General features: G+C 62.3%; 16 protein-coding genes. 12 read left to right on the top strand and 4 right to left on the bottom strand.

Annotation, left to right across the window (positions count from 1 at the left end; translation table 11 throughout):
• The first annotated feature begins 8 nt into the window (after positions 1-8).
• The 5 genes from ACQY1L_RS00475 (at position 9) to ACQY1L_RS00455 (ending at position 4261) form a co-directional block, all read left to right on the top strand.
• A complete protein-coding gene (locus ACQY1L_RS00475; RefSeq protein WP_062461703.1) occupies positions 9-581 on the top strand; it encodes a cob(I)yrinic acid a,c-diamide adenosyltransferase in 573 nt (190 codons plus the stop codon).
• 48 nt (positions 582-629) lie between these two features.
• Positions 630-1376 carry a rhomboid family intramembrane serine protease gene (locus ACQY1L_RS00470; RefSeq protein WP_430242057.1) on the top strand — a complete coding sequence of 249 codons (747 nt, stop codon included), beginning with the start codon at positions 630-632 and terminating at the stop codon, positions 1374-1376.
• Between the two features lie 140 nt (positions 1377-1516).
• Positions 1517-2263, top strand: coding sequence for an electron transfer flavoprotein subunit beta/FixA family protein (locus ACQY1L_RS00465; RefSeq protein ID WP_062461709.1), 747 nt, complete (start codon positions 1517-1519; stop codon positions 2261-2263).
• An 18-nt stretch (positions 2264-2281) separates the two neighbouring features.
• Positions 2282-3211 (top strand): electron transfer flavoprotein subunit alpha/FixB family protein, encoded by a 930-nt coding sequence (locus tag ACQY1L_RS00460; protein ID WP_430242054.1) that lies wholly within the window; start codon positions 2282-2284, stop codon positions 3209-3211.
• A gap of 180 nt (positions 3212-3391) precedes the next feature.
• Complete coding sequence (locus tag ACQY1L_RS00455; protein WP_082476452.1) at positions 3392-4261, top strand: 3-hydroxybutyryl-CoA dehydrogenase; 870 nt, start codon at positions 3392-3394, stop codon at positions 4259-4261.
• Positions 4262-4354: 93 nt separating this feature from the next.
• Here ACQY1L_RS00455 and tlpA read toward each other — a convergent pair whose 3' ends face one another.
• Positions 4355-5035, bottom strand: a complete 681-nt coding sequence (tlpA, locus tag ACQY1L_RS00450) for a thiol:disulfide interchange protein TlpA (RefSeq protein ID WP_430242051.1) — start codon at positions 5033-5035, stop codon at positions 4355-4357.
• Positions 5036-5057: 22 nt separating this feature from the next.
• Here tlpA and argH point away from each other — a divergent pair, with 22 nt between their 5' ends.
• The 4 genes from argH to ACQY1L_RS00430 all read left to right on the top strand — a co-directional run bounded on the left by argH (position 5058) and on the right by ACQY1L_RS00430 (position 11006).
• A complete protein-coding gene (gene argH, locus ACQY1L_RS00445; RefSeq protein ID WP_192077797.1) occupies positions 5058-6458 on the top strand; it encodes an argininosuccinate lyase in 1401 nt (466 codons plus the stop codon).
• Positions 6459-6550: 92 nt separating this feature from the next.
• Complete coding sequence (gene lptM, locus ACQY1L_RS00440; RefSeq protein ID WP_430242048.1) at positions 6551-6757, top strand: LPS translocon maturation chaperone LptM; 207 nt, start codon at positions 6551-6553, stop codon at positions 6755-6757.
• A 33-nt stretch (positions 6758-6790) separates the two neighbouring features.
• A complete protein-coding gene (gene lysA / locus ACQY1L_RS00435; RefSeq protein WP_430242046.1) occupies positions 6791-8059 on the top strand; it encodes a diaminopimelate decarboxylase in 1269 nt (422 codons plus the stop codon).
• Positions 8060-8195: 136 nt separating this feature from the next.
• Entirely contained in the window at positions 8196-11006 is a 2811-nt protein-coding gene (locus ACQY1L_RS00430) for a TIGR02302 family protein (RefSeq protein ID WP_430242044.1), read from the top strand.
• Between the two features lie 16 nt (positions 11007-11022).
• Here ACQY1L_RS00430 and ACQY1L_RS00425 read toward each other — a convergent pair whose 3' ends face one another.
• The 3 genes from ACQY1L_RS00425 to ACQY1L_RS00415 form a co-directional block, all read right to left on the bottom strand.
• Positions 11023-11400 (bottom strand): response regulator, encoded by a 378-nt coding sequence (locus tag ACQY1L_RS00425; protein WP_062462002.1) that lies wholly within the window; start codon positions 11398-11400, stop codon positions 11023-11025.
• A gap of 155 nt (positions 11401-11555) precedes the next feature.
• Complete coding sequence (gene hpt, locus ACQY1L_RS00420) at positions 11556-12098, bottom strand: hypoxanthine phosphoribosyltransferase (protein WP_430242042.1); 543 nt, start codon at positions 12096-12098, stop codon at positions 11556-11558.
• A gap of 41 nt (positions 12099-12139) precedes the next feature.
• Complete coding sequence (locus tag ACQY1L_RS00415; RefSeq protein WP_430242040.1) at positions 12140-12841, bottom strand: hypothetical protein; 702 nt, start codon at positions 12839-12841, stop codon at positions 12140-12142.
• 207 nt (positions 12842-13048) lie between these two features.
• On the opposite strand from ACQY1L_RS00415, the gene ftsE reads away from it, so the two are divergent.
• From ftsE to ACQY1L_RS00400, 3 genes are all read left to right on the top strand, one after another.
• The gene (gene ftsE / locus ACQY1L_RS00410) at positions 13049-13708 is read left to right on the top strand and encodes a cell division ATP-binding protein FtsE (RefSeq protein ID WP_062461741.1); all 660 of its coding nucleotides are present in this window, start codon (positions 13049-13051) and stop codon (positions 13706-13708) included.
• A complete protein-coding gene (locus ACQY1L_RS00405; RefSeq protein ID WP_371816218.1) occupies positions 13701-14777 on the top strand; it encodes a cell division protein FtsX in 1077 nt (358 codons plus the stop codon). Before ftsE ends, ACQY1L_RS00405 begins: the two co-directional genes overlap by 8 nt.
• 73 nt (positions 14778-14850) lie before the next feature.
• Positions 14851-15585 (top strand): YdcF family protein, encoded by a 735-nt coding sequence (locus ACQY1L_RS00400; RefSeq protein ID WP_062581780.1) that lies wholly within the window; start codon positions 14851-14853, stop codon positions 15583-15585.
• Positions 15586-15658 lie beyond the last annotated feature (73 nt).

Here is a 15658-nt window from a genome sequence, read left to right as displayed (position 1 = left end):
CAGTCTTCATGGTCAAGCTCAACAAGATCTACACGCGCACCGGCGACGACGGGACGACAGCACTGGTATCCGGCCCGCGGCGCGACAAGCACGACATCAGGGTCGAAGCCTATGGCACGGTCGACGAGGTCAACTCGACAATCGGCATGGCAAGGCTTCATACGGCCGGCATGGGCGAGGTCGACCAGATGCTGTTTCGCATCCAGAACGACCTGTTCGATCTCGGTGCCGATCTTGCAACGCCAGATACCGGCGAAAAGCCCGAATACGAGCCTCTGCGGATCATCGAAGCGCAGGCGACACGTCTCGAAACCGAGATCGACACGCTGAACGCGGATCTCGAACCGCTGAAATCCTTCGTGCTGCCCGGTGGCTCGCCGGCATCCGCCTATCTGCATCTCGCCCGCACCGTGTCGCGGCGTGCAGAACGGCTGATGGTCGAGCTTTCACGACATGAGGCGATCGGCCCGGCTGCGCTCAAATACATCAACCGCCTGTCGGATTTTCTGTTTGTCGCCGCCCGCGTCGCCAACGAGAATGGCAGGACAGACATTCTGTGGGTGCCCGGCAAGAACAGATAGGCAAAAACGCGACCAAGGCGCGACGGACGGGAGGAGAGGAAGCGACGCATGTTCATTCCGCTGCACGATGCCGTCGCGCTGAAATACATCCGTGTGCAGTGGGTGACGATCTCGCTGATCGCCGCGAACGTGCTCATGTGGGTGTTCACGACGCTTGCTCCGTCGGAAACGACGGAGATCGCCTCGCTGGGTCTCGGCTTCATTCCGGCGATCATCTTCGACTATGCGGTGCTCGACCCCTCCGCCATCCTCGTCCCGGAAGATGCGACCTTCGTCACCTACGCCTTCCTGCACCTGGATTTCTGGCACCTTGCATCGAACATGCTGTTTCTCTGGGTGTTCGGCGACAATGTCGAGGACGCGCTGGGGCACGTGCGCTTCCTGATATTCTACCTGCTTTGCGCCGCAGCCGGCGCGCTGGTGCACGGCCTCGTCGGCCCGATGTCCGAGGGGCCGCTGATTGGCGCATCGGGCGCCATCTCCGGTGTCGTCGCCGCCTATTTCCTTTTGCATCCGCGCGTTCGCGTATGGGTGCTTGTGCTGTTTCGAATTCCGCTGCCGCTGCCCGCTTTCGTTCCGCTGACGCTCTGGATCGTTCAGCAATTTGTGATGCTTTGGCTCGAAGCCGATAGTGCGGTGTCCTGGGGCGCGCATGTCGGCGGAATTCTGGCGGGTGCCGCACTTGTCATCGTGATGCGGCGCCGGGGCGTTCCCCTGTTCGACCGCGAGATCGTCACGCCGAAGGCCGTGCTGCACAAGCAGAGCATATCGCAAGAGACGCGACTGGCCGAATAGGCCTATGAGAAAACCGCAACCCTGATGGGATAATCCACGTTGTCATCAGGGCAAAAATGGGTATCCATGTCGCCCACTGACAAATGGATAAGCCGCAGATGTCGCAATCTGCGGCTGGAGAAAAGTCAAGGAAGGACCCCATGAAGATCCTGGTGCCTGTAAAGCGCGTCGTCGACTACAACGTGAAGATCCGCGTCAAGCCGGATGGATCCGGTGTCGAGCTTGCCAACGTCAAGATGTCGATGAACCCGTTCGACGAGATTTCCGTCGAGGAAGCCTTGCGCCTGAAGGAGGCCGGCAAGGCAGAGGAAGTGATCGTCGTATCGATCGGTCCGGCAAAGGCTGAAGAAACGCTGCGCACGGCGCTTGCAATGGGCGCCGATCGGGCGATCCTGATCGAGACCGACGAGACGGTCGAACCGCTTGCCGTGGCGAAGCTCCTGAAGGGCGTCGTCGACGCCGAACAGCCGGGCCTCATTATCGTCGGCAAGCAGGCTATCGACGACGATTCCAACCAGACCGGCCAGATGCTGGCAGCCCTGCTCGGCACCGGACAGGCAACCTTTGCCTCGAAGATCGAGCTTTCCGCCGACAAGGCTGTGGTTACCCGCGAAGTTGATGGCGGCCTGCAGACCGTCGAGGTCAAGCTTCCAGCCGTCGTCACCACCGACCTGCGCCTGAACGAGCCGCGCTATGCGTCCTTGCCGAACATCATGAAGGCGAAGAAGAAGCCGCTCGACAAGAAGACGGCAGCGGATTTCGGCGTCGATATCGCCCCTCGCCTCAAGGTTCTGAAGACCGAGGAACCGGGCGGCCGCAAGGCAGGCATCAAGGTGAAGTCCGTCGAGGAACTGGTCGGCGCCTTGAAGACCGCCGGCGTGATCTGATTTTAGGGAGATAAACTCATGGCCATTCTTCTTCTGGCAGAACACGACAATGCCAGCCTCAACGACCAGACCGCCAAGGCGCTGACGGCAGCTTCGCAGATCGGTGGCGACGTCCACGTTCTGGTCGCCGGTTCGGGCGCGCAGGCCGCAGCGGATGCGGCGGCAAAACTTTCCGGCGTCTCGAAGGTTCTGCTTGCAGACGACGCAAGCCTTGCCAACAGCCTTGCCGAACCGCTTGCAGCACTGATCGTGTCGCTGGCCGGCTCCTACGACGTCATCATGTCCTCGGCGACAGCGTCCGCCAAGAACGTCATGCCGCGCGTTGCAGCGCTGCTCGATGTGGCGCAGGTTTCCGAGATCATCGAGGTGATTTCGCCGGATACGTTCCGTCGCCCGATCTATGCCGGCAACGCCATCCAGACCGTCCAGGCAACCGATGCCAAGAAGGTGATCACCGTGCGCACGGCATCCTTTGCGGCAGCCGGCGAAGGTGGTTCTGCTTCCGTGGAAACCGTGGCAGCCGCAGCAAACCCTGACGTCTCGTCCTTCGTCTCCGATGCTCTTGCCTCCTCGGACCGTCCTGAACTCGCATCCGCCAAGATCATCATCTCCGGTGGCCGCGCACTCGGGTCCTCGGAAAAATTCCAGGAAGTCATCCTGCCCGTCGCCGACAAGTTGGGTGCAGCCGTTGGCGCTTCGCGCGCAGCGGTCGACGCAGGCTATGCGCCGAACGACTGGCAGGTCGGCCAGACCGGCAAGGTGGTTGCACCGCAGCTCTACATCGCGGTCGGGATTTCCGGTGCCATCCAGCATCTGGCCGGCATGAAGGATTCTAAGGTTATCGTTGCGATCAACAAGGACGAGGAGGCACCGATCTTCCAGGTGGCCGACTTCGGTCTCGTGGGCGATCTCTTCGAGATCCTGCCGCAGCTCGAAAAGGCCCTGTGAGGCCGACCGGCTTTTTCGCACCGCAGTTCGGCGACGCGAAAATGCTGGCAAAAAACACGCTAGCAGACTAGAAAAATGCCGGGATGTCTCAAGCAACCCGGCATTTTGCTGTGAGACGCCAGATGATGATGAAAAATGCGAGACGCGGGCGAAAACCGCACCCAGGGAGCGAGTGAGATCATGAAGAATATCGGCGTCATCGGCGCAGGCCAGATGGGCTGCGGAATTGCACATGTTTCGGCGCTCGCCGGCTATCACGTGCATATCTATGATCTCTCCAAGGACCGCATCGAAGGCGCACTTGCGACCATCAACGGCAACCTCGCCCGCCAGGTTTCCAGCAACAAGCTTTCCGACGAGGATCGCAACTCAGCCCTGTCCCGCATCACCGGCTCCGCCGATGTCAACGACCTCGCACCGATGGACATGGTCATCGAAGCTGCGACCGAAGACGAAAGCGTCAAGCGCAAGATCTATGCGCAGGTCTGTCCGGTTTTGAAGCCCGAAGCGCTTCTCGCCACCAACACCTCGTCGCTCTCCATTACCAGGCTTGCCGCCGCGACCGACCGGCCCGAGCGCTTCATGGGCATCCATTTCATGAACCCGGTGCCGCTGATGAAGCTGGTGGAACTGGTGCGCGGTATCGCCACCGACGAGCCGACCTTCCGGGCCGCCAAGGAATACGTGGTCGCGCTGGAAAAGACCGCCACCGTTGCCGAGGATTTCCCCGCCTTCATCGTCAACCGCATCCTGCTGCCGATGATCAACGAGGCGATCTATACGCTGTATGAAGGCGTTGGCTCGGTCGAGGCGATCGATACGGCCATGAGGCTTGGCGCCAACCATCCGATGGGACCGCTGCAGCTTGCCGATTTCATCGGCCTCGACACTTGCCTGTCGATCATGCAGGTGCTGCATGACGGCCTCGCTGACAGCAAATACCGCCCCTGCCCGCTTCTCGTCAAATATGTCGAAGCCGGCTGGCTCGGCCGCAAATCCGGCCGCGGCTTCTACGACTATCGCGGCGAAGTCCCGGTCCCGACGCGGTAGGGATCAGCCTTGTGGCGGCCCGCTCCGCACCCGCTTGACTGGATGCTAGAAGGGGTCGGCTGAGGTGAAGGGCAAGACCTTCATCCGCAGCCCTCAAGCGCCCTTGGCGGCCGTCACCAGCGCCTTCGCGTCGTCGCTGTCCCATGCGGCGGGGCCGTTCATGGCGCCGATCAGGCAGCCCTTCTTGTCGAGGATCAGCGTTGCCGGCAGGCCGAAGGCGAGGCCTTCCTTTTTCAAGGCGTTGAACGTGCCCATCGAACTGTCGCGGTAGAAGCCGAGCTTGTCGATCTTGTACTCTTCAAGAAAGGTCTTCGGCTTCTCGTCGCTGCCGGTATCGATGTTGATGGCGACGACCTCGAAATCAATGCCACCCATCGCCGCCTGCAACCCGTTCAGCGCCGGCATCTCTTCGCGGCAGGGCACGCACCAGGTGGCCCAGAGGTTGAGCAGCACGGTTTTGCCGGCGAGATCGGCCGTCGTCATGTCCTGTCCCGCCGGTCCCTTGAAGGACAGAGAGAGCGGACGCGGCGGCTGTGCCTCGACCATGGCGGCAACCTGGCCCTTGGAAAAGGCGCCGACGGACTTCGCCAGTTCCGCGGAACCCTCGCATTGCCCGGCAGAGGCGGACATCGAGGCGTCCCCAGCCCCATCCAAACCATTGCCAGACCCCATGTTCGTCACGTATACGGCGACGGTGCCGGCGACGATCCCGAGGACGGCGGCAATCAGGATCAATCGGACAGACGGAAGGCCAAGCGGTCTTTTGGACGTCATCAACTACTCCAGGACTGAATTCATGGCCGACACGAAGGACGCGACATCTTCCAACCAGATGTGGGGCGGACGCTTCGCTTCCGGGCCGGATGCGATCATGGAGGAGATAAATGCCTCGATCGGTTTCGACAAGAAGCTGTTCGCCCAGGATATCCGCGGTTCGATCGCCCATGCGACGATGCTGGCGGAACAAGGCATTATTTCGCACGAAGATAAAGACAAGATCGTTTCCGGCCTGAACACGATCATGTCAGAGATCGAAAGCGGACAGTTCCAGTTCTCGCGCAAGCTCGAGGACATTCACATGAACATCGAGGCGCGGCTGGCAGACCTGATCGGTCCCGCCGCCGGTCGCCTCCACACCGCCCGCTCCCGCAATGACCAGGTCGCGCTCGATTTCCGCCTCTGGGTCAAGGAAGAGCTCGTCAAGACCGAGAAGATGCTGACGGGCCTGATCGCCGCGTTTCTTGACCGCGCCGAAGAGCATGCAGATACGGTCATGCCCGGCTTCACCCATCTGCAGACGGCACAGCCGGTCACCTTCGGCCATCACTGCATGGCCTATGTCGAAATGTTCGGCCGTGACCGCGCCCGCGTTCGCCATGCGATCGAACATCTCGACGAAAGCCCGATCGGTGCCGCAGCGCTTGCCGGCACGCCCTACCCGATCGACCGCCACATGACGGCAAAGGCCCTCGGCTTCCGCGAACCGACCCGCAACTCGATCGACACCGTTTCCGACCGCGATTTCGCGCTGGAATTCCTGTCGGTTGCTGCCATCTGCGCCGTGCATCTGTCGCGTCTTGCCGAAGAAATCGTCATCTGGTCGACGCCGCAATTCGGCTTCGTGCGCCTGTCCGACGCGTTTTCGACCGGCTCCTCGATCATGCCGCAGAAGAAGAACCCGGATGCCGCCGAACTGGTGCGCGCCAAGACCGGCCGCATCAATGGATCGCTGGTCGCGCTGCTGACCGTCATGAAGGGTCTTCCGCTCGCCTATTCCAAGGACATGCAGGAAGACAAGGAGCAGGTGTTCGACTGCGCCGAAAACCTGGAACTGGCGATTGCCGCCATGACCGGCATGATGCGCGATATGACCATCCGCGCCGACAAGATGCGCGCCGCGGCCGGCGCCGGCTTCTCCACCGCGACAGATCTTGCCGACTGGCTGGTTCGCGAAGTCGGCCTGCCCTTCCGCGAAGCGCATCATGCGACCGGCCATGCCGTGGCGCTGGCGGAGAAAAAGGGCTGCGACCTCTCCGAACTCACGCTTGAAGAACTGCAGGCGATCAATCCCGCCATCACCGACAAGGTCTTCGACGTTCTCTCGGTGGATGCATCGGTTGCCAGCCGCGTCAGTTTCGGCGGTACGGCTCCCTCCGAGGTGCGCAAGCAGATCGCCTGGTGGCGCGAGAGAAACTGACGCCTGCACGACGAATGAAGCGGCAAGGATACTGCACAAGCGCGCGGAACTTCGCTATGAAGTCTGCGTGACCGTGCCGGAGAAGGAAGAGAATGTCGAAATCCCTGGTGAAAATCGCCCATGTCAGCCTGATCCTGGGCGTCGTCAGCCTCGTTGTCGCCGGCTGCGGCCGCAAGGGCGACCTCGACCGCCCCAGCACGCCCGTCGAACAGCAGAACATCCGCAAGAGCAGCAAACCCGGTGACGCCAACAAGGAACCGGTTGCCGAGCGCCCGTTCTTCCTCGACCCGCTTCTGTAGTTTCCAGACCCCTTCAGTTTTCCGAGTTTTGACGTGAATCATTTCCATTACATCGACGGCGTGCTTCACGCCGAAAACGTCGCCATCCCGGAAATCGCAAAAGCCGTCGGCACGCCATTCTACGTCTATTCGACCGCCACGCTGGAGCGCCATTACAAGGTGTTCGCGCAGGCGTTTTCCGATGTGGATACGATGGTGTGCTACGCCATGAAGGCGAACTCCAACCAGGCCGTCCTCAAAACCCTGGCAAAGCTCGGCGCCGGCGTCGATGTCGTCTCGGGCGGCGAACTGCGGCGTGCGCTGGCGGCCGGCATTCCCGCCTCCCGCATCATGTTTTCGGGCGTCGGCAAGACCGTCGCCGAAATGGATCTGGCGCTCGAGGCCGGTATCTATTGCTTCAACGTCGAATCCGAGCCGGAACTGGAAGTGCTGAACCTGCGCGCCCTTAAAGTCGGCAAACGCGCGCATGTGTCCTTCCGCATCAATCCGGATGTGGATGCGGGCACCCATGCCAAGATTTCGACGGGCAAGAAGGAAAACAAGTTCGGCATCGCCTATGACCGGGCCCGCGCCGTCTATGCCCATGCGGCAACGCTTCCCGGCATCGAAGTCACCGGCATCGACATGCATATCGGCAGCCAGATCACCGAGCTTCAGCCGTTCGAGGATGCCTACCGACTGCTGCGGGCGCTGGTGGATCTGCTGCGCGGCGATGGCCACACGATCAGCCACGTCGATGTCGGCGGTGGTCTCGGCATTCCCTACAAGGACGACAACACTCCGCCGCCGCTGCCGGACGCCTATGCGGAAACCATCAAGAAGCAGCTGCGCACGCTCGACTGCAAGATCGTGACCGAACCCGGCCGCCTGATCGTCGGCAATGCCGGTATTCTCGTGACCGAAGTCATCTATGTGAAGGATGGCGGCGAAAAGACCTTCGTGATCGTCGACGGCGCGATGAACGACCTGATCCGCCCGACGCTCTATGAGGCCTATCACTCGATCCGCCCGGTCGTGGTGCCGCCAGCCGATGCGCCGCGGATCAAGGGCGACGTGGTCGGCCCCGTCTGCGAGACCGGAGACTATCTGGCGCTCGACCGCGAGATGGCGGAACCGAAGCCCGGCGACCTGATCGCCGTCGGTTCTGCCGGTGCCTATGGCGCCGTGCAGGCCGGTACCTACAATTCCCGCCTGCTGGTGCCGGAAGTGCTGGTGAAGGGCTCGGAGTTCCATGTAATCCGCCCGCGCGGCTCCTATGATGACCTGATCGGACTGGATTCCATGCCTGCCTGGCTTGGTTAGACCCGCGCAGAAACGTTCACTTTTGCGGCAAACCGCCTGGAAATATCGGGGCCGGCATGTCGCCGCCCTCGTCTTCGCCACAAACATTGTTATGTTGATAGCTTGATTTGGGCCGCCACGATCGGAGACGGACCGCATGAGCTTGATCCGCAAAGGTGCATTCGAAACACATCCGGCGCTCGCAAGACGCGTTGCGCTGAAACGGTCGTTTGCCCGTTTCGTGCTGTTTTCCGAACGCCTTCTGCCGAAGCTTCTGGCCCCGCTCGCGGTCGTTGCCCTGTTCTTCTCCGTCTCCTGGTTCGGCCTTTTCCGCGTCACGCCTGATCTGCTGCGCTGGATACTGCTCGGCTTTTTCACCTTCGCGTTCCTGACCTCTCTCCTTCCCTTGGCGAGACTTCGCTGGCCTGACGCCGCCGATGCGGATCGGTTGCTGGAAGATCGCAACGGCCTGCCGCACCAGCCCGTCGCCGTGCAGGAAGACCAGCCGGCGTTCGAGACACCGTTTGCCCGCGCGCTCTGGAAAGAACACCAGATCCGCATGGCCGAGCGGATCGCAGCGCTCGATACGGGCATGCCGCGCCCCGATATTGCAAGCCATGACCGTTTCGCGCTGCGCGCCGTGCCGGCGCTCGTGTTTGCCGTGGCGCTCGGCTATTCCTTCTCGAACGGCGGCGGGTCGCCTGCGGACGCCTTCCGTCCGGCACCACTGGCTGCAAGCACCAACCCTGACCTGCGCATCGACGCCTGGCTGACGCCGCCATCCTACACCGGCCGCGCCCCGATATTCCTGACCGGCCGCGACACGGCGCCCGCAGCCGCGGGCGATACGGCCGGCAACACGGCATCTGTGCCGCAGAATTCCGGCCTGACCGTGCGCGTAACCGGTGGCGAGGGCGAGGAAGCGGTCGTCTTCACGCCGAAATCCGGCGGAGAGCCGCTGACGCTGATCACCGAGGAAGCGCGCAAGGCGGCTGAAGACGCAAGCAAGCAGGCACAAGGTAAGGCACCAGGCTCGCCATTGCCCGAGGGCCAGCAGGCCAAGCCGCAGCCACCCGTCAAACAGCCGCAGACCGCACAGACTGTGCCGCCGCGCAGCTACGCCTTCAATGTGGACGAAAGCGGCGAACTCACCGTTAATGGCCAGACATGGACCTTCGACGTCATTCCCGACCGCCCGCCGGAGATCGCCTTCGACGGCCAGCCGAAGCGGTCCGTCAATGGCGCGCTCGAAATCGGTTTCCGCGGCAAGGACGATTACGGCATTCGGGAAGCCCATGCGCTGATCGAGCCTGTCGGACCTATCGACCCGGCGGCCACGCCTCTTTACCCGGCGCCGGAATACCGCCTCGACCTGCCGCGCCAGAACCGCGGCCAGGAGGTGAAGGCCCTGACCAGCCGCAGCCTGGTCGAGCATCCGCTGGCCGGAAAGCGGGTCAGGATTACGTTGATTGCCAAGGACGGCGCCGGTCAGACCGGCCGCAGCCCCGCCCATGAAATGGTAATGCCGGGCCGCGGCTTCTCGGAACCGCTGGCGGCAGCCGTTGCCGAACAGCGCCAGGTTTTCGCGCTCGACACGCGCCAGGTGCCGCGCGCGATCGAGCTCAACGACGCGCTGGCGATCCGTCCCGACGAGACCATTCCGAACCTTGGCCACTTCCTGGCAATCCGCTCGGCCCGCGAGCGCATGAAGATTGCCCGCAACGAGGAACAGCTGAAGGACGCCGCCGACTACCTCTGGGAAATCGCGCTCGGCATCGAGGACGGCGATCTTTCCGCCGCCGAACGCCGTTTGCGCGATGCCCAGCGCAATCTGTCGGACGCGCTCGAGAAAGGTGCCGGGGATCAGGAAATCGCTGCCCTCATGAAGGAACTGCGCGAGGCGATGCAGCAGTTTATGAACGAGCTCGCGCAGCGCATGCAAAACGCACCGCCGGGCCAGCAGAACATGCAGGCGCAGAATATCATTCGCCAGCGCGACCTGCAGAACATGATGGACCAGATCGAAAACCTCGCTCGATCCGGCAATCGTGACGCGGCCAAGGAGATGCTGTCGCAGATGCAGCGGATGATGAACAACCTGCAGGCCGGACGCCCGCAGCGCGGCCAGCAGGGTCAGCAACAGCAGCAGAACAGCCAGATGCGCCAGCAGATCGACAAGCTCGGCCAGATCATGCAGGAACAGCAGCGGCTGATGGACCAGACATTCAAGCTGGACCAGGCATTGCGTGATCGCATGCAGCGCGGCGACCCCGATCCGCAGAGCGGTGAACAGGGCGAGCAGCAGCAGGGCCAGAACGGCCAACAGGGTCAGCAGGGCCAACCGGGTCAGCAAGGCCAGCAGGCACAGCGCGGGCAGCAGGGCCAGCAAGGTCAGGGTCAGAACGGCCAGGGCGGCGAACAGAATACCGACCAGATGACAGCCGAGCAGCTGCGTGAGGCGCTGAAGAACCTGCGTGCCCAGCAGGAAGGCCTCGGAAAACAGCTCGGCGAGCTACAGCAGGCCCTGAAGGGCATGGGCATGGATCCAGGCCAAGGCTTCGGGGAAGCCCAGAGTCAAATGGGCAGCGCCGGCAAGGCGCTCGGTGACGGCCAGGGCGAACAGGCCGTCGAAGGCCAGGGCAACGCGCTTAACGCGCTTCGCCAAGGCGCCCAGAGCATGATGCAGCAGATGATGCAGGCCATGCAGCAGGGTCAGGGCCAAGGCGAAGGCCAGCAGGACGGCGAAGGACAAGGCATGGCCAACCAGGGCGGCCAGAACGGTCGCGATCCGCTGGGTCGTCCCCGCGCAACGTCAGGCCCGGACTTCGGCGATCAGGTGAAGGTGCCGGACGAAATCGACGTTCAGCGGGCCCGCGAGATCCTCGATGCGATCCGCGAAAAGCTGGGCAACACCCTATCGGGCGATGCCGAGCGTCAGTATCTCGAGCGGTTGCTCGAGATCCGCTAAATTCGCCAGCTATTGATCAGGCGGCGCAGGATGTCTGCACGGCAAGCGCCATGGCGACTGCCTTGCGGATCTCCGGCAATGCGAAAGGCTTCTGCACCACATCGACGATCTTCGACGACAGGTCATCGGCGCGTTCGCGCTGTTCGGCATAGCCGGTCATCAGAAGGATCTTCATGTCGGGATACTGGGCGGCGGCTTCGTGCGCCAGCGCAATGCCATCCATGACAGGCATGCGTATGTCGGAAAGCAGAAGATCGAACGCGCCCTGCTCGAGCTTTTCGAGGCCTTCGGCGCCATCGCCGGCCTCATGCGTCTCATGGCCATCCATCCGGAGAGCGCGCGCAACAAACATGCGCAACGTGTGTTCATCCTCGGTAATAAGGATCTTGGCCATAGCGATCATCGCTCCCGTTTTGTGTATCAATCCGAGAGCAATTCACCAGAGTTTGGTTGTCGAGGAGTAAACAGGCGAGGCTCAAACCGCGCCATGGTTAACACCTTGCGACCGGATGGCGGCAGATTTCTGCCCCCATCCGAACCAAAATCAACTCACGCGTCGCCAGTCACGACGCCGACGAAAGGCAGTTCGCGGAACGCGTAGGCGACGTCCATGCCGTAGCCGACGACGAAGTAGTCGGGGCATTCGAAGCCGACGTAATCCGCTTCCAGGTCTTCCTTGCGCTTCACCTTCTTGTCGAGAAGGACGGCCAGCGAGACATGGCGGGCGCCGCGCTCATAGAGCAATTCCTTGGCAAATTTCAGCGTGCGCCCGGATTCCAGGATGTCGTCGATCAGAAGAACATCGCGGTCCTTCACGTCGCTGTCGATATCCTTGACGATGCGAACGCCCTGCGAGACCGTGCCGGTGCCGTAGCTCGAAAGTGTGATGAACTCCACTTCCGGTGCAAGGCCCGTCTCATGCAGCGCGCGCAGAAGATCCGCTGCGAAAATGAACGAGCCCTTGAGGACGGCGATGACGAGCAGATCCTTCGTGGGACCGGTCGCGATCTGCGCTGCGATTTGGTGATTGCGCTCGGCGATCTGTTCGGCAGTGAAAAGCGGCTCGATGTTTTTGCCGCGGACGACGGGCATACGGATACTCCTGATAGATCGGAAGCGCCGCGATAACACAATCAGAGGCGGGACGCATCCCGTTCCGCAAAGGTCAGGCGCAAATCCGGGAGTTTTCCGCCGGGATGCGGCACCCGCGCAGAAAACCCGCGGCTGTGGCCGGCAGCAATGGCGGAAGCCGGCGGGGCAATCAAGGTCGAGGCGACCAGCGTGTCGCCGGCCATCAGCTCCGCCCGGATCGCGGGCATGGTCTTTGCGTCACTGGTCCGGTTCTCGACGATTCCGTTGATCAGCAGAACCCGCATGCCATCCGCATCGCGTGGCGTCATGGTGATGTGAGTGATATCGAGCGATGGCTCGGCTTGGGCTTCTCCGCTGTCGTTGAACAGGAACGAGAAGCCGCCGGCACTCGCAAAGACCAGCACGAAAGCGGCAGCCACAAGAGCGCAGAACAGATCGGCCGAAAGCGTATTCAGCACGCGCTCGACCTTGCCGACGAAGCCATTCGGCACCGAGGCCGGAGCACTGGACCTCACGCTCTCTGCAGGCTTGCCGGTCGCCCGGTTCTTGGTCCTGTCGTCTGAATTGTCGTTGTGCGAACGCGGTCTGGACCGCTGCCACCCGCCATCAGTCACGGGCACGAACTGCGCATCCACCACGGGACCACGCGCCTTCACCCGGCCCTTGGGGCCTGTTGTGATTTCGGGCGGCAGGATGTCCATGCGGACGATCGTCTTGCCGGCGCGGCTGCTGAACGTGTTCATCGGACCTCTTCGGCGCCGCTTGTCCCCCGATATCGAAAGAGGCGGCCATTGAAACGAATCCCCCCTAGTCGTAAATTCGATTGGTTAACCGTTTGCAAACAGCGCCCGAAATAAGCCCTTTTTGACCGGCGTTTTACCTTTCGTTTACCTTCATCGTTAAGAGATGGTCAGGTGCGAATCTGAAGGGTTCAGGGATTTGGTCTTCCGTTGATTCATTTCGAAAATGTTGGGTTGCGATACGGCATGGGCCCGGAGATTCTCCGGGACATGACGTTCGACATCCCGAAACGGTCATTTCAGTTCCTGACCGGCCCGTCCGGTGCCGGCAAGACGACGCTTCTGCGCCTGCTTTTCACCTCGCTCTACCCCACCCGCGGCATCATCCGCATGTTCGGCCGCGAGCTGTCGCAGATCCCGCGGAGCGAGCTGCCGATGCTGCGCCGGCGAATCGGCATCGTCTATCAGGACTTTCGCCTGCTCGACCATCTGACCACCTATGAGAACGTCGCCCTGCCGCTTCGGGTGCGCGGCAAGGACGAGGCGTCCTATCGCAATGACGTGATCGAGCTCCTCAAATGGGTCGGCCTCGGCGAGCGCATCAATGTGCTGCCGGCCGTCCTGTCCGGCGGCGAAAAGCAGCGTGCGGCGATTGCCCGTGCGCTGATGGACCGTCCGGAAATCCTGCTCGCCGACGAACCCACCGGCAATGTCGACCCGCCCATGGCCCGCCGGCTGCTCAGCCTGTTCCTCGAGCTCAACCGGCTCGGCACCGCCGTCGTCATCGCGACGCACGATCTGGCGCTGATGGATCAGGTCGATGCACGGCGGATGATCCTCACCGAAGGGCGGCTTGATATCTATGAATGAGCCGCGCCCTCCCAAGAAGACCAAACCGGCTAAGACGGAGAAAGCCCCGGCACCGGCAAACGCTTGGCAGGAGAAAGGCGCCGAGACAGCGAACGACCAGGGTCCGCGCCGCGCCTCGATGCGCGTGCGCCCGACGGCCCCGATCCTGCCTCCCTCCAATATCCAGGGCAATGCGCTGATGGTGGTGATCGCCATCATGGCCTTCCTCGCATGCCTGACGCTCGGCGGGGTCAGCATGGTGCGCGCCACCGCGGCCGGCTGGCAGAGCGAGATCGCCCGCGAAATCACCATCCAGATCAAGCCGGACGATGGCCTCGACATGGATGCGGCGCTGAAGAAGGCGCGCGATGTCGCACTGACCTTTGTCGGCACCCGGGACGGCACGATCATGGATGACAGCGCCACCGCGCGGCTGCTGGAACCTTGGCTCGGCACCGGCCTCGACCTTGCCGACCTGCCCGTGCCGCGGCTGGTGATCATCACGATCGACGAGCAGAACCCGCCCGATTTCGCAGCCATGCGCGACCTCCTGAAGACCGAGGTGCCGCAAGCCTTTCTCGATGACCACCGTACCTGGGTGGACCGGCTGGTCTCGATGGCGCGCACCACGGTGCTGATCGGCATGGGTGTGCTGATCCTCGTCTTTACCGCGATGATCCTGACCGTCGTGTTTGCCACCCGCGGCGCCCTGTCCGGCAACCGGCATATCATCGAAGTCCTGCATTTCGTCGGCGCCGAAAGCGGTTTCGTCGCCCGCGAATTCCAGAAGCATTTCCTGAAGATCAGCATCAAGGGATCGGCAGCCGGCGGCGCGCTGGCGGCACTGCTGTTTGCGGCCGCCAATCTGTGGCAGTCGAATTCGCGCGCGACGCCCCAGAGCGAGCAGGCGACCGCCTTGTTCGGATCCTTCACGATCGGCTTCGGCGGCTATCTCGGGATCTTCGCGACGATCCTGGTGATCGCCCTTCTGACGACGCTGACCGCCCGCCTGACGGTGATGAAAACCATCGACGAGATCGACCTGATCCGCTCCGATCCGGCACGGGCGGATGGCGCGCCGAAATCATAACCCGCACGTGTTTTTTGAAGTGAACCCGTTGTGGGGCTAGGCGACAACGAAATCTAGGTCTATCAACGAAATCATGACACTCGGCCAGACCCCTCCCGATGTGACGGACGACCGGACTTCGGACCGGAGACGAAGGGCTTTGCTCTCGCGCCGGAGCACGTTTAGACGAATAGCAAGACGGATCGTCATGGTGGCGTTTATCTGCGTTGCGATCGTCGTCGGCGGCTTCCTCTGGTTCGCGGACGCGGTCACATCGTTGCGAGCGCCCGATGGCGTCAAGGCCGATGCAATCGTTGTTCTGACAGGTGGATATCTGCGCATAGAACAGGCGCTCGGTCTGCTGCGCGACGGGGCCGGCAGGCGGCTTCTGATTTCCGGCGCGCATCCATCCACCACGCCAACGCAGATCCGCAAGGTCACGCAGGCCTCGCCCGACCTTTTCAAGTGCTGCGTCGATATCGGCTATGATGCGATCGATACGATCGGCAATGCCAACGAGATCTCCCGCTGGATCCACGACAACGACTACAAATCCGTGCTCGTCGTGACCAACAACTACCACATGCTGCGCAGTCTGCACGAACTGCGCCGCGCCGATCCCGCGACGGAATTCATTCCCTATCCGGTCATCAATGCAGATCTCGCCCGCCGCGCCTGGTTCGCCGAGCCGGATACTCTGCGCACGATGCTGTCGGAATACGTAAAGGTGGTGCTGGCAACCATTCGCGACTGGGTGGGCATGCAGAAGGGCAGCGGGCTTCGAACCGACGGCGATCCGACCGGGTCGGTGCCGAAAAAATCTCCCTGATCTGAGCAGGCCGTCGATCTCGCGCTTTTGTCCGCTCGAGTTCTCGTGTAGGCAACGGGCAGTCTGCAAGAAA

It is taken from the genome of Neorhizobium sp. DAR64862/K0K3 (assembly GCF_050500185.1).
GTDB lineage: Bacteria > Pseudomonadota > Alphaproteobacteria > Rhizobiales > Rhizobiaceae > Neorhizobium > Neorhizobium soli.
The sequence above is the reverse complement of the archived record's forward strand: the minus strand, read 5'-3'. Positions and strand labels throughout refer to the sequence as shown.